The following is an 18,213-nucleotide window of genomic DNA, read 5'->3' as shown; positions in this document are numbered from 1 at the left end:
ATCGCTTTTTTGATATCCTAATATCATTATTAAAACTATTGCACTAAAAATGAAAAAAATAATTTGCATTACAGTTCTTATTGCCCTTGCCTTTACATCTTGCCAAGAGGAAAAAGAAAAGCTCTTTACCCAAATACCAGCTAAAAGTTCTGGCGTAGATTTTAACAATAGGATTATAGAAACGGACAGCTTTAATATTCTAACAAGTGAATATATTTTTAATGGAGGCGGTGTTGCCATTGGAGATTTCAATAATGATGACAGGCCCGACATTTTTTTCTCGGGAAACCAAGTTTCAAATAAACTCTACCTAAATGAAGGCGACTTTAAATTCAAGGATATTTCCGCAGAGGCACAGATTGAAGGAATTGACAAATGGAGTACCGGAATTGCCCTGGTAGATATAAATAACGACAAATACCTTGATATTTATGTATGTGCGGCCATGTTGGATTCCGATAAAGAAAAGGCCAATATGTTATTCGTAAATCAAGGACCCAATGCCAATGGTGTTCCTACTTTCAAAGAGATGGCTAAAGAATATGGCATTGCAGATAGCAGTAACAGTATGGGAGCCACCTTCTTCGATTATGATAAAGATGGAGATTTAGATCTTTATGTTCTCAACAACGTGGATATTCATGTGCTTCCTTCCAACTACAGGGAAAAGATAACGGACGGCTCTGCGCTGAGCACGGACCATCTGTATCGTAACAATGGGGATGGCACCTTTACCGATGTTTCCCTTGAAGCCGGCATCACTTTAGAAGGCTACGGACTTGGTTTGGCCATTGCGGATATCAATTACGATAACTGGCCAGATATATATGTAAGCAACGACTACCTCACCAATGACCTGCTGTATATCAATAATCAGGACGGTACTTTTACCAATAGAATATCGGAATTTGTGAAGCACCAAAGTAAATTCTCCATGGGCAATGATATATCGGATTTTAACAATGATGGTTATTTGGATATCATCACTCTGGATATGTTGGGTGAAACCAACCAAAGGTTGAAGACAACCATAGCAAGTAATAATTACACCAACTATGTCCTTAATGAACGTTACAATTATGAATATCAATATTCCAGGAACATGTTGCAGAAAGGAAACGGAAATGGTGTACCCTTTAGTGAAATCGGTTTAATGTCTGGTGTCTCTAAAACCGACTGGAGCTGGTCGCCATTATTTGCGGATATGAACAATGATGGCCATAAAGACCTATTGATAACGAATGGTTTTCCTAGGGATATCACCGACCTTGATTTTGGGGACTTCAATTTTAATGTAAGTAGGTATTTGAAACCAGGTCAAATTTTGGATTCCATACCTACTATCAAGATTCCAAACTATGTTTACGTAAATAACGGTAAGGATACATTTGAGGATAAAGGTGAGGAATGGGGTCTCAATATACCTTCCTTCTCAAATGGAGCGGCATTTGCAGACTTGGATAATGATGGTGACTTGGACTATGTTGTTAACAATATCAACGACCCTGCTTTCATCTTTAGAAACAACTTAGGGGCAGAAAACAACTATGTAAGAATCAACCTTAAAAACTCGGACACCTACGGCATAGGTGCAAAAGTAGTTGTGCGCTTTGACGATGGTACTTTTCAATACCATGAAAACTACTTGTATAGAGGCTATATGTCCTCCTTGGATGGTATAGTGCATTTTGGTCTGGGCGATAAGGCAAAAATTAATTCTTTAGAGATATTATGGCCTAATGGCAACTATCAAAAATTGGAAGGCGTTCAGCCTAATCAAACCTTGGTACTGAAACAAAGTGAAGCCTCCCCAATAGATGTAAAATCCCTGGAATTTCCGTTCAATCCCAAAAAGGACCAAAAGTTATTTACCGAAGTTTCAAAAGAATATGGAATGGATTATGAACATAAGGAGTTGGATGTAATCGACTTCAATATTCAAAGAATATTACCGCATAAATTGACCCAAAATGGTCCTTGCTTGGCATCGGGAGACCTCAATGGCGATGGTTTGGAGGATTACATTGTGGGTAGTTCCGCCAGGTATTCACCGGTTTTATTTTTGCAAGAATCGAATGGACAATTTTTGCAACGAGAGTTATTCAAGGAAGAAGAAGACAAAAAATACGAGGAAGAAGGAATAGCCCTTTTTGATTTGGATAACGATGGGGATCTTGATATTTACTTCGTGTCCGGAAGCAATGAATTTACACCGGATGACAGCTATTATCTGGATAGGATTCTTGTTAACGATGGAAAGGGTAATTTTTCCCTTGCCTTGGATAAATTGCCTGAAATCAAAAAGAGTGGCTCCGTAGTTGCCGCAAATGATTTTAACAAAGATGGTTTTATAGATTTATTTGTAGGGGGCAGAACACCATTTGCGAAATACCCCATTCCGGAAAGCAGCTATCTTTTAAAAAATGAAAATGGTACATTGGTGGATGTAACCGATTCAATGTGTCCCGAATTACGTGATATAGGTATGGTCACCGATGCTACTTGGGCAGACGTGGATTCCGATGGAATTGATGACCTGATAGTTATTGGGGAATTTATGCCAATTACCGTATTCAAAAACAATGGGGAAAAACTAACAAAATTGGAGGGGACCGGTATGGATGATTTATACGGTTTCTGGGAAAGCATCGTTGCCCATGATTTTGACAAGGATGGGGATTTGGATTTTATCGTTGGGAATTTAGGGGCCAACAATTTTTACCAACCTTCCCCTGAAAGACCTACCAAGCTTGTCTCCAAAGACTTCGACAATAATGGTACCGTTGACCCTGTGATGTTCACCTATCTTAAGTATAGCTTTGACAATCCGGAATACAGGTCGTTTCCCTTGAAATTTTGGGGCGATCTAAATGGTCAGAGTCCTTTGTTCCGTTCTAAATACAATACATATAAAAGCTTTGCAAATGCGGATATCAACACCTTGTTCACGGAAGAGGAAATGGACGGTGCCTTTACATTGACAGGAAATTTTGATAGAAGTATATACGTGGAAAATTTAGGTAATGGCACGTTCAGTTATAAGGAACTACCTTGGGAAACACAAATGGCACCGATCAACAGCATCGCGGTAACGGACTACAACAACGATGGCAATGACGATGTTCTATTGGTTGGGAACGACTATGGCAACGAGGTATTTATTGGAAAATATGATGCCTCCAACGGATTTTTATTGGAAGGGGATGGAAAGGGTAATTTTTCTGTTGTCGATATCCAAAAAAGTGGGTTTGTAGCTCAAGGTGATACCAAGGATATTACCATTGTAAATAATGCCAACGGGGGCAATCCATTCATTGTGGTCTCACAGAACAGGGGCCCGATAAAGGTTTTTCTTAAAAATGAGTAGTGTTTAATTTATCCGCCGTTATCGAAAATATGTATGGATAGCACTTCCCTTTTATTAGGATTGAACCAAAGGAAAGATTTCTTCTTTAAAATAGTATGACAATGTCTTCCAACGTGAAATTCCCTTTTCTGCTTGCTGTAATAACATCCCTGATTTCATGTGAGCCGAAGGAGAAAAAAGCTGTAGCACTGTATGAGTCCTATTGTGCAAGTTGCCACCTGCTTCCGGAAATAGGTAACTTGCCTAAACATATATGGAAAGATGGCATTTTACCGGATATGGGTGCGCGTATGGGAATCAAGGACACGGCATACGATCCCTATGAGGGTATTTCACGCATGGAACAATTTGCCATTGTTCAGTCCGGGGTGTATCCTGAAAAACCTAGTATATCCATAGAGGATTGGAATTTACTCAAAGACTATATTCTTAAAATGGCCGGTGATTCCCTTGATCTGGGCATTGTGAAGACACCAACCAATGGAATATACCAATTTAAGGTGCAACCAATAGTTCTGGATAGTATCAAGGGAGCGCTATTTACATTTTTGAAATTTGATTCTGTTCAGAAAAAAATAATAACCGGCAACCTAAATAGCAGATTAATTCATTATGATCCTATTTTAAAAAAAGTCACCAAAACAGAACGTACGGAGCAAGCACTTACCTCCTACTCCCAAAAGGACACCTTAAAGTATTTCACCTATGTTGGTTATCTTGACCCTTCTGAGCTCTCTCAGGGCAGTTTAAGTGTTATAGAGCCCAGCAAGAGAAAAATAAACCGAGCCAATATTCAGTTACATAGACCTGTTCATAGCCTTGTCCACGATTTTGACAAGGATGGCAATGACGAAGTCGTGGTCTGTGAATTTGGGGATTTGACAGGGAAACTTACCCTTCTAAGCCATAATGGGGATTTTAATTATAAAGACCAGATATTATTGAACCAACCAGGAAGTACAAGGGCTATGGCCAAGGACATGAACAAAGATGGCCTAGATGATTTGGTGGTGCTAACTTCACAAGGTAGGGAGGGCATTACCATTTTTTATCAGGAGGCCGATTTAAAATTTAGGATGGAAACCCCCATACAGTTCAGTCCGGTGTACGGATCTAGTTGGTTTGAGATTATTGATTATAATAATGATGGATATAACGACATAGTAACAGTTCAGGGCGATAATGCCGATAAAAGCTATGTTCACAAGCCGTATCACGGATTACGAATCCATATCAACGATGGCCACAATAATTTTACCGAAGCTTATTTTTATCCTATGAACGGTGCCACTAGGGTCGTTTCCAATGATTATGACCAAGACGGGGACATCGACTTTGGAATTCTATCCACTTTTCCTGATTATGAACGAACCCCTGCGTACTCCTTTGTTTATTTGGAAAACAAAAATGCCAATTCATTCCAATTTGAACCCTATCGTATGGACACTGGCGATCTGGGCCGATGGATGTTAATGGATGCGGGAGATGTGGATCAGGACGGAGATACGGATATTATTCTTAGCGCCTTTAGTTACTCCTTCACTCCCGTTCCGGATTATCTCAACGAGGCCTGGAGAAAATCTGAAGTGGATCTCTTGATTCTTGAAAACAATTTAAACCCGTGATTTTCTAAAGGGGGTTGCGAATCCCTAGAAGTCAATGCTCATTCTGATGCTTAAAATCGCCCCACCTATACTTTACAGTCCGCTTTAAGGGAATCTGCATGCCTCCTGTTTCTTCCAACCAATCATATATGGCGGCGGACATGGATTTTGCTATCTCCTGTTTGTCAGGATCTGCAATTAGGTTATACATTTCATCGGGATCGTTTTCCAGGTCATACAATTCATTTCGGTCCCAAATGCCATGGTACTTCATGTATTTGTATTTATCCGTCCTCATCCCAAAAACCGTGGGTGTCATTGGAAAATCATATTCCCAGTAATACTCATAAAACACCTCTTTTCGGGTATTTACATTGGCCACCCCCTTAAGAATTGGAATAAACGAAGTACCCGGCATATGCTCGGGCTGCTTAATTCCCGCTTCGGCCAAAATGGTGGGTCCAATGTCAATATTCTGGACCATTTGCTTCGGACGGATTCCACCCTTAAACAATTCCGGACAACGCACCAATAAAGGTACTTTTACGGACTCCTCATAAAAATGACGTTTATCTATCAATCCGTGTTCCCCCCAACTAAAACCATTGTCCCCCATATAAATAACCAAGGTCGATTCGTCCAATCCTTCCTTTTTTAAGTAATCCATCACGGTACCTATACTCTCATCGACACCCAAAAGGGTTTCGCAATAATCCACCACCATCTCATGGATATCTCTATTTTCATGGTACATATAATCCACACCGTGCCAGCTTACCCGTTGGTCAGCTACCCATTGAGGCCATTTTAGGTCACGATAGGCACCTGTTTTTGTCTGCTCATAGGTTGTTGGGAGGTCGATCCGTTTTCCTTTGTACTTTCCCTTGTGTCTTTTGGCCGGCTGAAATCCGGCATGAACCGCTTTATGGGATAGATACATAAAAAAGGGCTTTTTCCTATCCCTGCTATCAAGCCAATCAATGGCATGTTCTGTCAATAGGTCGGTAATATACGTGGAGTCCTTATAGGATATTCTTTCTCCGTTTATGTTCAAGGTGGGATTGTAATACACACCCTGACCAGGAAAACTCTCCCAATGCGTAAATCCAGGTTGTGGTTCATCCCCATGGTCGCCCATATGCCACTTTCCAAAAAAACTGGTTTGATATCCGGCCTTCTCCAAATACTGGGGAAAATAAGTAAGGTTGCCCGGATCTGGCGCTTGATTGTCCACTATGGTGTGGCTATGGGAAAACATACCCGTCAAAATAGAAGCCCTGCTGGGGGAGCACAGGGAAGTCGTTACAAAGGCATTGGGCAGATAAGCTCCTTCCCTGGCAAGCTTATCCATATTTGGAGTTTCCAACCAGGGAACTTTTCCTGTAAAACCCATGTAATCATACCGATGATCATCGGTAAGAATGAAAATTACGTTCCTAGGCTGCTTTTTGTTGGGCATGGAATTTCCTCTCCCAAGAAAAAACAAAGAGAAAGTCAAAAAAACTAGTGCATGTGCTATTTTCATAATATGTATTTTTTAGTTTGAGGTACCATCAATTCTGTAATTGTTGCCTTAAAAACCACACATAGAGTTCATCCGTAGCATATGCTTTTGACCATGCCTCATGGCCCACATTTTCATATTTGGTGAACCGGACATCGTACCCAAACTCCTTGAGTTTATTCACCATGGACTCGGATTCTTCGACCGGAATCACGTCATCGTCTTCGCCATGGAAGACCCAAATGGGCATTTTCTTATTGATCCATGAAGCATAGGGCAACGGTGTCATCCCACAGACAACGGCCATGGCAGCAAAAGTTTCTGGATATTGGACCGCCATCTCCCAGGCGGCACCCCCGCCACGACTTATCCCGGATAAGTAAATCCTATTCCTATCGATACGGTTTTTTGAAACCACGGAATCCAAGAGCTGTTTTACGGCACGGGTGTTCCACCAACTTTTCGCATATGAATTTTCAGGGGCTAAAATCAGAAATGGAAATTTTCTACCTTGTAAAATGAGGTTTGGTGGCGGAATTCTTTCATTGGGACCTAAATCTTCGGCCACCTCTCCCCCTCCATGCAAGAACAATAAAACAGGAAATTTTTTTTCAGGTTTCAATTCGTATTCCGGTGGATAGTACAGGTAATACTTTAAGGTTTCCATTACCGATGTCTCCAACTCTCCATCTACCAAGGTATAACTAGGTTGCGAGGCACAACTGTTTACCAAGAGTATCAGGAAAACAAATAAGATGGTTTTATACAAATCAGGCGAATTATATCCCTTGAAGATACATATTTTTTGGCTTAAAAAATGAGTGAAACCCTTTTCGAGAGATTCGTTTCGGGAAGTCGAATACCATTACAAGAGGAAATGTTTAAATTAAAAGCTATTGATTTAATTTTAAACGTATGAAACAAAAAGGGAAGCTTTCCCAGCTTCCCTTACTAAATGTTATCTGTACAATGTGAAGTGTCCCACATAACGGGATTTCCGTTCTCCCAGGGCATTGACCACATACCAGTAGTCGCCTGTAGGCACTTCTTTGCCTTCATAGGTTCCATCCCATCCGGTCACCTTGTCCAATACGGCCACTACCCTACCGTAACGATCATAAATTTTTACCTCCAAATCGTCAAAGAATTCCGTATTTCGTATTTGCCATACATCATTTTGTCTGTCTCCGTCCGGCGTAAAGAAATTGGGAATTTCCAACATTCCTGTAAATTCAAAAGGAAGGTCGACTTCGGCCACACAACCATTGGCATCTACTACCCGAATGTTTACCATTCCACTTCGATTTGTGGTGAAGGTAGTTTCACTTCCATAGGAAGCGCCGTTAAAGAAATATTCATAACCGCCATAACCGCCTTGTGCCATGGCCACAAGTTCATTGGGACCTGTTTTTTCTGCCGATAAGGTCAATGGATCATACGCATCGACCGTGAATTCCACAAAATTGGTACACCCGTTCTGATGGTAGATGTAAACGGTGTGGTCACCCGGAGCAAGATCTCCCCATTGATAGTCCATTCCCGAATTGGAAGTTATGGCGTCGGTAGCATCTACGGGATTTAAGGCGAACATCAAATCATCCATATTTATATTACCCAACATGTCAATGGTTACCGTGCTATTTGGGAAGATTCCCTCACATCCATACACAACCAACGGTTCAGCAGTTAAATCGACACCAATGCCGATATTAAACAATTCCAATCCCGTACATAAATTGGCATCCCTAATATGAATGGCGTAGGAGGCACCGCCCTGTAAATTCTCGATCAATTGACCAGGCACATATGGAGCAAAAGTTCCAGTACCCGATTCGTCGATGGGGTCGATCATTTCTACCTTATACTCATAATAAGGCGTAGCACTTACCATGGGGTCATTAAAGGGTGTTCCGCCGGTTATCTCAAAAGTCATAGTGCCATCATTTGCACCTATACACAATTCCGGCGTAGTTTGAATGTTGACGGCCTGGAGCACCTCGGGTTCGTCCACAGTGATAAAATCACGTTCAAAACAGCCGTTTTCATCCTGAATCAATATTTCATAGGTACCCTGTGCCAAATCCTCGAAGGTATAAGTTCCCGGAGTTGCCGGATCACTAAAGAACTCATTGAAATTTGGGCCTATGGCGAACTGAATCAAACCGATACCTCCAGATAACACCTCAACGGTGATGGTTCCATCCTGCTCCCCATTACAACTTACCGTTGTAGGTGTTGCATCGAATACGATGGGATCAGGCCTCACAATTTGGAAAGGACCTGCAATGTCCATACATGTGGCCCCGCTTGTTACGGCAATATAGTAGTCCGTACCTTCGGGCAAGCCTTCGAAAGTTCCATTATCCTGTGGTCCCCTGAATAAGGTTGCCGATGCGGACGGATTAAACGCGTCTACAGGGTCCCCGTTGTAGAGGTAAAAGGTATCGTCACCCACACCACCATTTACGAAAGATTCTATCCTACCGTCCAGCTCCGAAGCACAGGAAATATCGTCCGGCAGATTGGGCAATAACGTAATGCCCGTGGCATTGGTCATGGTTATACCATTAGATCGTATGGCCAAACAAGTGCTGGCCGCATTGGTCTTCCTTACATCAAATTGATAGGTGATTCCCTGTACGCCTGATACCAAAACGGAAGTTCCCACCATGGTTTGATAAGGCCCTACCACAACCCCATTCTCCACAGGCGCATATTCATACGTAAAAGAAGGTTCCGGATTTTGGATTGACAATCGCATCTCACCATCACCGCCGCAACCGGGTACCCGTGTCTGAACCAGTAACGGGGCCACTGGTGGTGGCGGATCCACAAAATAAGGCTCCGTAACGAACAAACATCCAAAGCTAGAGGAAACCTCTATGGCATACCATCCGGCACTGATAAAACCACCGCTGGCACCAATAAAGGTTGGCGTGTTCTGCAATCCGCTCGTAGATGAGATATCTGTATTGTCGTTGCCGTTCAAATACAGTAATCGATAATTATATCCAGCGCCTAGAAATCCTCCCGTGGCTCCGGCAGTCGCCGTTGTTGCGTCACCCGTTGTGGGATCATAAGCTTCCAATACGGCGTTGTTTCCATTGGGACAATCCAGTCCTTGCGGCTGTCTGATACCGGCATCGATTTGTGGTACTTCATCCAATTCAATATCAAAAATGTTCGTACAAAGCTCAGCATCCCGAATCTCCACTCGGTAGAAACCATATTCCAATCCGGTAAATGTATTGTTGTTGGAGAAAGGCGCTGCTTCAGTGGCGTAGCTCGTACCACCATCGGTGCTGAACAATAATCGGTATTCATACGGCGTACCGTCCCAACCCCCGGTACCGGTCGCCTGAATTTCACCACTGTCATTGCCACAGCCAACGTTACCCACAGAATTGGCGGTTACCTGCAAAGGCCCGTTGGGCGTCCTAATATTGGCCACATTGCTGTCATTACTACAGAATGGTACGTCCGTGGAAACCACCTCAACTATCAGATTACCTCCTGGCAGGCCGGTTATCCTAGCCTCCTCCCCATTCACATCGGGGAAATTGGTGGTATCAAAACTTCCGGTGGCTATGGGCGTACTCTTGGTGATGTCATCGGCCATATAAACCGTATAGTTATAAGTTCCTACATAATCAGATACCGTTATGAACAATTCTCCATCATTGGTTCCAAAGCAGCTAACCGGTTTGGCTTCCGTAATAAATACCGACGGCAATTGTGGATCGCTTACGGTATGTATGGGAAGTGGATAGGTACAGCCGCCCGTATTGTCCACAATCTCCATGATATAATCGCCCGATGCAGGCAAATCTACAAACCCAAAGGAAGCACCACTAATAGTTACATTGGCGACCGGTACGACCGAGTTCGTGACAATGGTAAAGTCCGTAGTACCCACCACATCAATGCGAACGCGTTCATCATTGGCACAATCCAATGCACTCACTACGCTCAATGTTGGTACAACATCCGTAGGCGGATTTATAGTTGGCAGGTCAAAGGTAGTCTGACAACCATTTCCGTCTATGGCATATACCGTGAAATCCTGCGGTGAACCATTATCCACAATCTCAAATGTATTACCGGATTGATAGTTTGAAAATCCGGTGATACTATACTGATATCCGGAGCCGACTGTTCCCGGATCTACAACATTCACGGTAATTATTGTTGAACTATAGCGATTTGCCCCGGGCTCGCAGGCAAAATCAGGAGCCGAAGCTGTTATGCTAAAGTCGGCCGGATTTGTAATAGTGTGCACTGCGGATAATACCTCGCAACCCCGTTGTGTCACCACCTGAACCTGATAATCCCCTGGTGGCAAATTGGAGAAGGTTCCCGTATTGTTTCGGTCGTGTTCCGAGGAGGTTGTAAGGTTATTCAAAATATATGTAATGGGCATATCCTGAGAAGTAAATGGCACCAAAGCATTCGCAGGTCCCACGACCACTTCTATCGTTCCATCGTTGTTGTCACGACAGGTAATATCGGTAGCCAATTCTGAAGTGATAACTGGTTGCGCGGCCTGATTCAGATTGATTCCGGCCACATTATATTCGCAGAAATTGGTTCCGTCGAACATAATTCGGTCCACCACCAGAACATCATAGGTACCGGGAGCCAATCCGGTGAAAACGGGGTCGCCCTCTTGGGTAATGGGTCCCACCGAAGCACCGGTGTAATCGGTTCCCGAAAGGATGTATCCAAAATCACCACTGCCACCAAAAGTCGCAATCGTAATCTCGCCATCGGCATCGTTACATGTTGAATCCGTAGAAAAAGTGCCCGTAGCCGAAAGGAAGTTATATACCGTCGCGGTACCCTGACTGGTACATCCATTTGCATCGACCACATCGACCACATAATCCCCCGGACTGGCAACCGTAAAGGTATATACCCAGTTGGTTCCATTATCCGTTGGAATCTGTTCGTCTCCCGCCAAAGTAAAACGTGGCGTGTTGACCGAGTTTGGCATGGCCACGGTAATATCAAAGGAAGTTGAACTGGGGTTACACTGGTTCACCACCGTAAAGGTTGGTATGGGAAGGTCTGGGTCCAGTTGGATTACCGTGGCGATATCAAACGAGATACAGCCCCCACTATCGCGCACATAAATATCGTAGTCTCCGGCAGGACCCACAAAGGTCGTGGTGCTCACATAATCTGCAGGATAAGCGGGTTCCGGGGAACCATCAGGCACAAAGGCATATTCATACGGACCTCCCGATCCGCCACGGCCCTGTACCGTTATCTGTCCGAAGGCATTGCAATTCGCGGGAACATCGGAGATAACATCTATGGCCGGTAAGTTTTGATCTATGATGACACCGGCAGCATCCCTACAGGTATCCGTTTCGTTCACCACGATTATTTGATAATCTCCGGGCAACTCTGGATACGTGTTGGTATATGGTGGCGCAGGGGCCGAAAATGATGGGACGATTACCGTTGTGGTATTTGTATCATTGTTCAGCAACTCAATTCTTAAAACATCCCCAGGATTATAGCCAATGACCTCATAGGCAATCTCCCCGTTTCTGTTCACATCACAGGCTCCAGGTGTTGAAGATGCCGTAATTTCGAGTGTTGAAGGCGCATCAACTGGGGGAATTTCCTGCTCGTACAAACAACCTGTTACCACATCCCTCACCTGTACGGTATAGGCAATACCATATTGGATACCGTCAGTAACATTACTAAAGGTATGGTCATTAATGCCCGGCGTATTGTTCAAAGGATAAAACGAAGGCTGTTGCGCCAACTTGATTTCATAAGAACCGGAACCGCCGCTCACACTAACGGCATATGTAAAACTACTATCGTCACAGGATGGTGGCAATGGTGGCAAAATAGGTGTAATCACAACTTCATTTGAAGTGATAGTTACTGTATCTATGTCCGTACAACCATTGGCATCCAAGGTAATCACTGTATAGTTCCCTGGAATCAAGTTGGTATCGCTAATGGTAATTGGAAAGGCCGACTGATTTTCCAAACGTGTGATTTCCGTTCCCGTACTGTCCTCGATCCTAAAGTCGAAATTTGGGGTTCCATCGGTAACGCCGTTAATGGTAATTCCTCCGCTCAAGACACCACTACCGTCACAAATAGCCGCATCTTGGGTAACCGATGCATCCGGTGGCAAGGTGGTATCGGTACCTATGACGGCATTTGCCGGTACGGTTTCACAGCCTCTGGAATCCCTAACCAAGAAAGGATATGTACCTGCAGGTAAATCTGAGTACACTGTTTGCGAACTCCATCCCATACCGTTGAAGTTGACTTCGTACGGCGGCACGCCACTGGTTCCGTCGGGTATAATGGTTACGACCCCATTATTTGGAGCACCGCAACTTACAGGCCTTGTTATTACCGAAGCAGCGGCAATGTTCGCTGGCGGATTCAATATGAGCGGTGCCGATGTGGCTTCACAACCTGCATTGGTAGTATTGTTATCGGTTATTCTAAATATATAGGTGCCATCAATGGCAGTATCGTAAAAGAAGGTACTGGAGGTATAGGGTGCAGGCGCACTAAACGTTACCCCATTATCGGAACTTACCTCATAGAGACCGGTTCCAGAAGCATACCCTCCGCTTACGTCCACCCGAATCTGGCCGGACAATCCCCCACAAGGGATTTCCGTGACGACCGCAGTATTGACCCTTAGTTGTGGAGCAACAGTGATTACTATGGAATCGCTACAATTGTTGCCGTCTACCACCTCTATGGTATAATTACCGGGAGTCAATCCATTGAAGGTACCTGTGGGTTGCAAAGCTCCACCATTGATACGGAATTCATGCGTTCCCAATGCCGCTGTGCCCGCCGTGGAAGTTACCACTGCGGTTGCTCCGGTACCGGGAACATAACAAAAATCGGATGCCGCATTGTCCAAACTTACCGTAGGTGCGTCAATTTGGGTAAGAACAAAAACAAAAGTATCGGTACAACCCTCCGCATCTTCAGCGGTCAAGGTATAGGTTCCTGGAATCGTTAGGTTGCTAAACGTCCTCCCCGATCTGGGTCCTATTGCTGGCCCTGTAGGTGGCGTCAAGGTATACCTGTTTCCGCCCCAACCTCCGGTAAAATTGGCACGAACGCTACCTATATTTCCATTGGCACAGCTCATTGGGGTGACGGTGCTTCCACTGATATCCAAGGGGGGAGCGTCCACAATGTCGAAAGTAGCGGTATCCGTACAACCGGTATCGGCATCTGTTACGGTGATGGTATAGGTTCCTACTCCCGATAGCGGCAAATCGACCTCGGCATTGTTTTGCGGGGCACTTTCGGGACCTCCATTGATATTAAAGGTGTAGTTGTTCGCAAATCCGTCGATGATAAAAGTGCCGGTACCATCCGTAGCGCCATTACAGACCCGTAAGTCCCCGCCGGATTTTACACGGGCCCGAATGGAACTTATTACGGCCGGACTAAAGCCTTCCGTATAGGTACAGTTATTTGCATCGGTTATTTGAAAGATATAGGACGTGGAAGTGCTTAACCCAACAAAGGTTGGGTTGCTTCCATTATTGATGGTCACAGGGCTAACGACCGAGTAGTTAACGATGGCCGCATTGGATGTTGGTGTAAGGGTAACATCCGATGTACCGGCGGCACAACTAATATTGCTTTGTGCGAAATCCAGGTTTCTGGGCGGATCTACATCCAAAATATCGATCGGAGTTAGTTCCAATCGGCATCCACCACCATCACGGATAATTGGAATATATGTTCCAGCCGATAGATTGGTGTACGAAGTGATGCCCGTAAAATTCACCCCGTCAATACTGAATTGATATCCGCTACCTGAACCACCGGTAAAAGGACCTACAAAGTCAATCCTACCACCATTGGTACCTCCACTACCATCACAGGTAACATCGGTAATTTTGGTCGCGGAACCATTTATGTTCCCAACCGTTGTCACCGTTACCGAAGGTAGGGTAATGGTACATTCAAAACCACCTTGCTGATATCGGACTTCAATATTGTTATAAGTTCCCGCGGGGACAGAAATCTGTGGTGCCGTCACCCAAGGATCTCCAGAATTCACCCGATAGGAAAGGTTATATCCGCGGGCATCGTTTACGGTAAAATTAACTCTGGCACCCCCATTACTGCACGTTCCGTCAATTCCCGATGCGGTAACATCTGGCGGCAGCAAGTCTTCCACATTTGAAGAGGCCGTTATGATACAACCGTTACTATCCGTTATAACGAAGTCATAGGTTCCTGGGGAGTTTACGGTGTAGATTGTGGTCCCTGTGTCCGTTGTAGCATTTCCATAGGAGGGCTGAACTGGTCCACCGTTCACCGTAAACGTGTAGGGAGCTGAACCACCCGATGTATTCACCGTGATATCCACACTGGAAATAGTCGCACATCCAAAACTGGAATTTACCTCCGTGGAGGCATCCAACGGACTTATTCCGGACCCAATGGTTATGGGGTTTCCAAAGGTATCGACCGCAATTCTTGGCGGATTGATTCCGTTCAATGGGTCTCCCGTACATTGTTGCGTTTCTACCTGTGCGATATAGGTACCGGAACCCACAGCGGAAAAGGTATAGGTCTCGTCAGGTATAAAGGCGGTAAATTCCTGCGCCACACCCATGCTGTTCAAAAGGGTGTATTTATAGGGTCCAAGGCCGGGTGTGGGCGTTACGGTGATGGTGCCCGTTTCCCCGGGACAATTGATATCCGTAAAGTTTACGGACAAATCCAAATTTCTTTCCAATATTTCAATAGGCTCGTAGGGATACTCACAGGTATTTGGGATATTTCTCAACCTGGCCTTTACAATATAGGTACCTGGTGTCAAATTTGAGAATATGGCACCTTGCCATGGTCCAAAACCGCTTCCACTATCAATACTAAATTCGTAGGCGCTGGACAAATTGGTGATTTGAATCCGTCCCGGTACATCACAGATATAATCTTCCTTAACGAAGGTTTGGTTGATGGTACTCTTTTTGACCTTGAAATAAAATATTTGTCCGTCTGCGACCACCCTATATTCGGCACCAATGGTCGATGGGATGGAACTCGCATCCAAACTGAAGGTTTGCCCTGTGGCCACTTGTGTATAGCAGGAACCCGTATTGGGACAGTCGTTGTTGATATCCGGAGAACAAGGACCGCCCAACATCTGCCAGGAGACAGAACCGTATGGTCCACCGGATAGACTAATGATCCGATCATCGCTGTTCCCACAAAGGTTAAAACGGGCTACCGTGAATCCGTTGCTGCTACAACCTACTTCCTCGTCCGCGCCTTGGATGATGGTCATGAACATTGGAGCCATGGCAGTGGCCGACTTAGTATTGGAGTCTTTGGTCTTTAAAATATCAAAATCCGAAGAGGTTTCGACTTTCTTCTTGGAAACCGTATTTTCGACCACCCTTTCCACTGCAAGGGTTACCTCACTAAAAATCTTGGTAATGCTTGAATCCGCAAGTGCCGTAGAGCCAACCACCGATAGCAGTATCAGCAGGAGTACATACAGCGATCTTCGCTGTTGTGATGGGTGCATAGGTTAAGTAGTGTTTGGTAAGAAGGACAATGATTTGGGGTTCAATATCCCTCCTTGGTGTAAAAATTTTTGCTTATATTCTCGGTATTAGTATAAAAAATCTATCTTCACTCATTAATATTCTTCTAACGTTCCAACATGAAAAAAAGTGTATTATTTTTTTGTTTTTTCGTTGTATTGCTCAATTTTTCCTGCGCGCAAAACCCTGAAAACAAGGTTTCTACCCCAGAAACCGTTCCGTTCGATGCAGAGCTTTTCGTCGATGACCTACAGGTTCCATGGGGCTTTACGTTCCTTCCGGATGGAAGTATGCTGATAACCGAAAAAAACGGTGATTTAATCCGATTTTTTAATGGAAAAAAGACAAAAATCGCTAATGGACCCAAAATTTATCAGCGGGGCCAAGGTGGTCTTTTGGATATTGAACTGCATCCCGATTATGAAAAAAATGGATGGATTTATATGTCCTATGCCTCCCCAGAAGGAGATAGCAAAGGTGGAAATACGGCTATCATGAGGGCCAAACTGGAGGGTGACAAACTGGTCCAAAACCAAGTGCTCTACAAAGCAGTTCCCAACACCACAAAAGGGCAACATTTTGGGTCAAGAATTGTTTTTGACGATAAAGGGTTTCTTTATTTTTCAATAGGGGAACGCGGGGAACGGGACGTCAATCCTCAGGATATTACTAGGGACGGTGGCAAAATTTACAGGTTAAACGATGATGGCAGTATACCCAAGGACAACCCATTTGTAGCGAAAAAAGGTGCAAAAACCGCCATTTACAGCTACGGACATAGAAATCCGCAAGGGCTTGCCGTACACCCTAAAACCGGTGAAATCTGGGACAACGAACATGGTCCTCGAGGCGGTGATGAAATCAACATCGTCAAAAAAGGAGTCAATTACGGGTGGCCGGTGATAACCTATGGAATCAACTATAGCGGCACGCCCATTACGGATAAGACCAACATGGAAGGCATGGAACAGCCCATTCATTACTGGGTACCTTCCATCGCTCCAAGTGGTATGGTCTTTATAACCACGGACAAATACAACGGATGGAAAGGCAGTGTCCTTGTAGGTTCCCTGGCATTTCAGTATTTGGAGCGCTTGGAACTGAATGGAACCAAGGTTACGAGAAGGGAAAAATTAATGGACGGCATAGGACGTGTTCGTTCCATTGAAGAAGGACCTGACGGACTAATTTACGTGGGAGTGGAAGGAAAAGGGATTTATCGGCTAAACCCCAAAAAATAAAAACCTTTAGGGTAAGCCATTTATTAACTGGGATTTTGACATTGGGCATTTTGGTTTTAGTGTTTTGAATTTTTTAATTCTCAAATCCAGGAAAGCAAACACTTTTACTATTTACCGGCCTCCAAGGCCTCTTTAACGGAGCCGTGTTTTTTTAACAAAGCTTCGGCCTCGTCATAACTTACACCAAGACCCTCTACAATATATCTCGTTCCTCGATCCACCAATTTGTTATTGGTGAGTTGCATATTGACCATTTTGTTTCCCTTTACACGTCCGATCTTTATCATCAGGGCCGTGGAAATCATATTGAGCACCAGCTTTTGGGAGGTACCACTTTTCATGCGCGTGCTTCCCGTAACGAATTCCGGACCCACGTTCACAGCAATAGGAATATCGGAAACCTTTGTAATTGGAGAACCCGGATTGTTGGTGATACAAGCCGTGAGGATATTATTTTTTTGTGCCGATTCAAGACCACCGATAACGTAAGGTGTAGTGCCCGAAGCTGCAATACCAACTACAACATCGGTTTCATTTATTGTATGTTCATTTAGGTCCAGCCAAGCTTGTTGGGTATCATCCTCTGCATTCTCAACTGCCTTTCGAATAGCCGTATCACCTCCTGCAATAAGTCCAATAACACGTTCATGGGGCATACCAAAAGTGGGAGGAATTTCGGAAGCATCCAAAATCCCCAAGCGGCCACTGGTTCCCGCACCAATATAAAATAAACGTCCCCCTTGTATGAAACGTTCGGCAAGGGCATCCACCAACTGGGTAATCTGGGGGATTACCAGGGCGACGGCATCGGCAACCTTCTTATCCTCTTCGTTCATTTTTTGGAGGATGGAAACAGTATCCAATTGTTCCAAATAATCATGATTGGAGGGTGACTCCGTAATTTTTTTGTATTCCATAAGGT

The 18,213-nt window shown here is 44.3% G+C and carries 7 protein-coding genes; 3 read left to right on the top strand and 4 right to left on the bottom strand.

The features are described from left to right. Positions 1–49: 49 nt before the first annotated feature. A complete protein-coding gene (locus ACZ41C_RS13640) occupies positions 50–3,367 on the top strand; it encodes a VCBS repeat-containing protein (RefSeq protein WP_464562187.1) in 3,318 nt (1,105 codons plus the stop codon). A gap of 101 nt (positions 3,368–3,468) precedes the next feature. After that, on the top strand, positions 3,469–4,992 hold the full coding sequence (locus ACZ41C_RS13635; protein ID WP_464562185.1) for an FG-GAP repeat domain-containing protein: 1,524 nt from the start codon (positions 3,469–3,471) through the stop codon (positions 4,990–4,992). Between the two features lie 31 nt (positions 4,993–5,023). On the opposite strand, the gene ACZ41C_RS13630 is transcribed toward ACZ41C_RS13635, so the two are convergent. The 3 genes from ACZ41C_RS13630 to ACZ41C_RS13620 all read right to left on the bottom strand — a co-directional run bounded on the left by ACZ41C_RS13630 (position 5,024) and on the right by ACZ41C_RS13620 (position 16,031). Continuing rightward, a complete protein-coding gene (locus tag ACZ41C_RS13630; RefSeq protein WP_138259437.1) occupies positions 5,024–6,496 on the bottom strand; it encodes a sulfatase family protein in 1,473 nt (490 codons plus the stop codon). Between the two features lie 28 nt (positions 6,497–6,524). Beyond that, a complete protein-coding gene (locus ACZ41C_RS13625) occupies positions 6,525–7,244 on the bottom strand; it encodes a carboxylesterase family protein (RefSeq protein ID WP_464562183.1) in 720 nt (239 codons plus the stop codon). 189 nt (positions 7,245–7,433) lie between these two features. Next, positions 7,434–16,031, bottom strand: coding sequence for a T9SS type B sorting domain-containing protein (locus ACZ41C_RS13620; RefSeq protein WP_464562181.1), 8,598 nt, complete (start codon positions 16,029–16,031; stop codon positions 7,434–7,436). Between the two features lie 138 nt (positions 16,032–16,169). On the opposite strand from ACZ41C_RS13620, the gene ACZ41C_RS13615 reads away from it, so the two are divergent. Continuing rightward, positions 16,170–17,291, top strand: coding sequence for a PQQ-dependent sugar dehydrogenase (locus ACZ41C_RS13615; protein WP_464562179.1), 1,122 nt, complete (start codon positions 16,170–16,172; stop codon positions 17,289–17,291). Positions 17,292–17,398: 107 nt separating this feature from the next. Here the strand turns inward: ACZ41C_RS13615 and murQ are convergent, their stop codons facing one another. Further along, a complete protein-coding gene (gene murQ, locus ACZ41C_RS13610) occupies positions 17,399–18,208 on the bottom strand; it encodes an N-acetylmuramic acid 6-phosphate etherase (protein ID WP_138259433.1) in 810 nt (269 codons plus the stop codon). Between the last annotated feature and the right edge of the window lie 5 nt (positions 18,209–18,213).

It is taken from the genome of Maribacter sp. C-4077, assembly GCF_055378385.1.
Note: the sequence above shows the minus strand (reverse complement) of the source record. Positions and strands in the feature narration are given on the sequence as shown.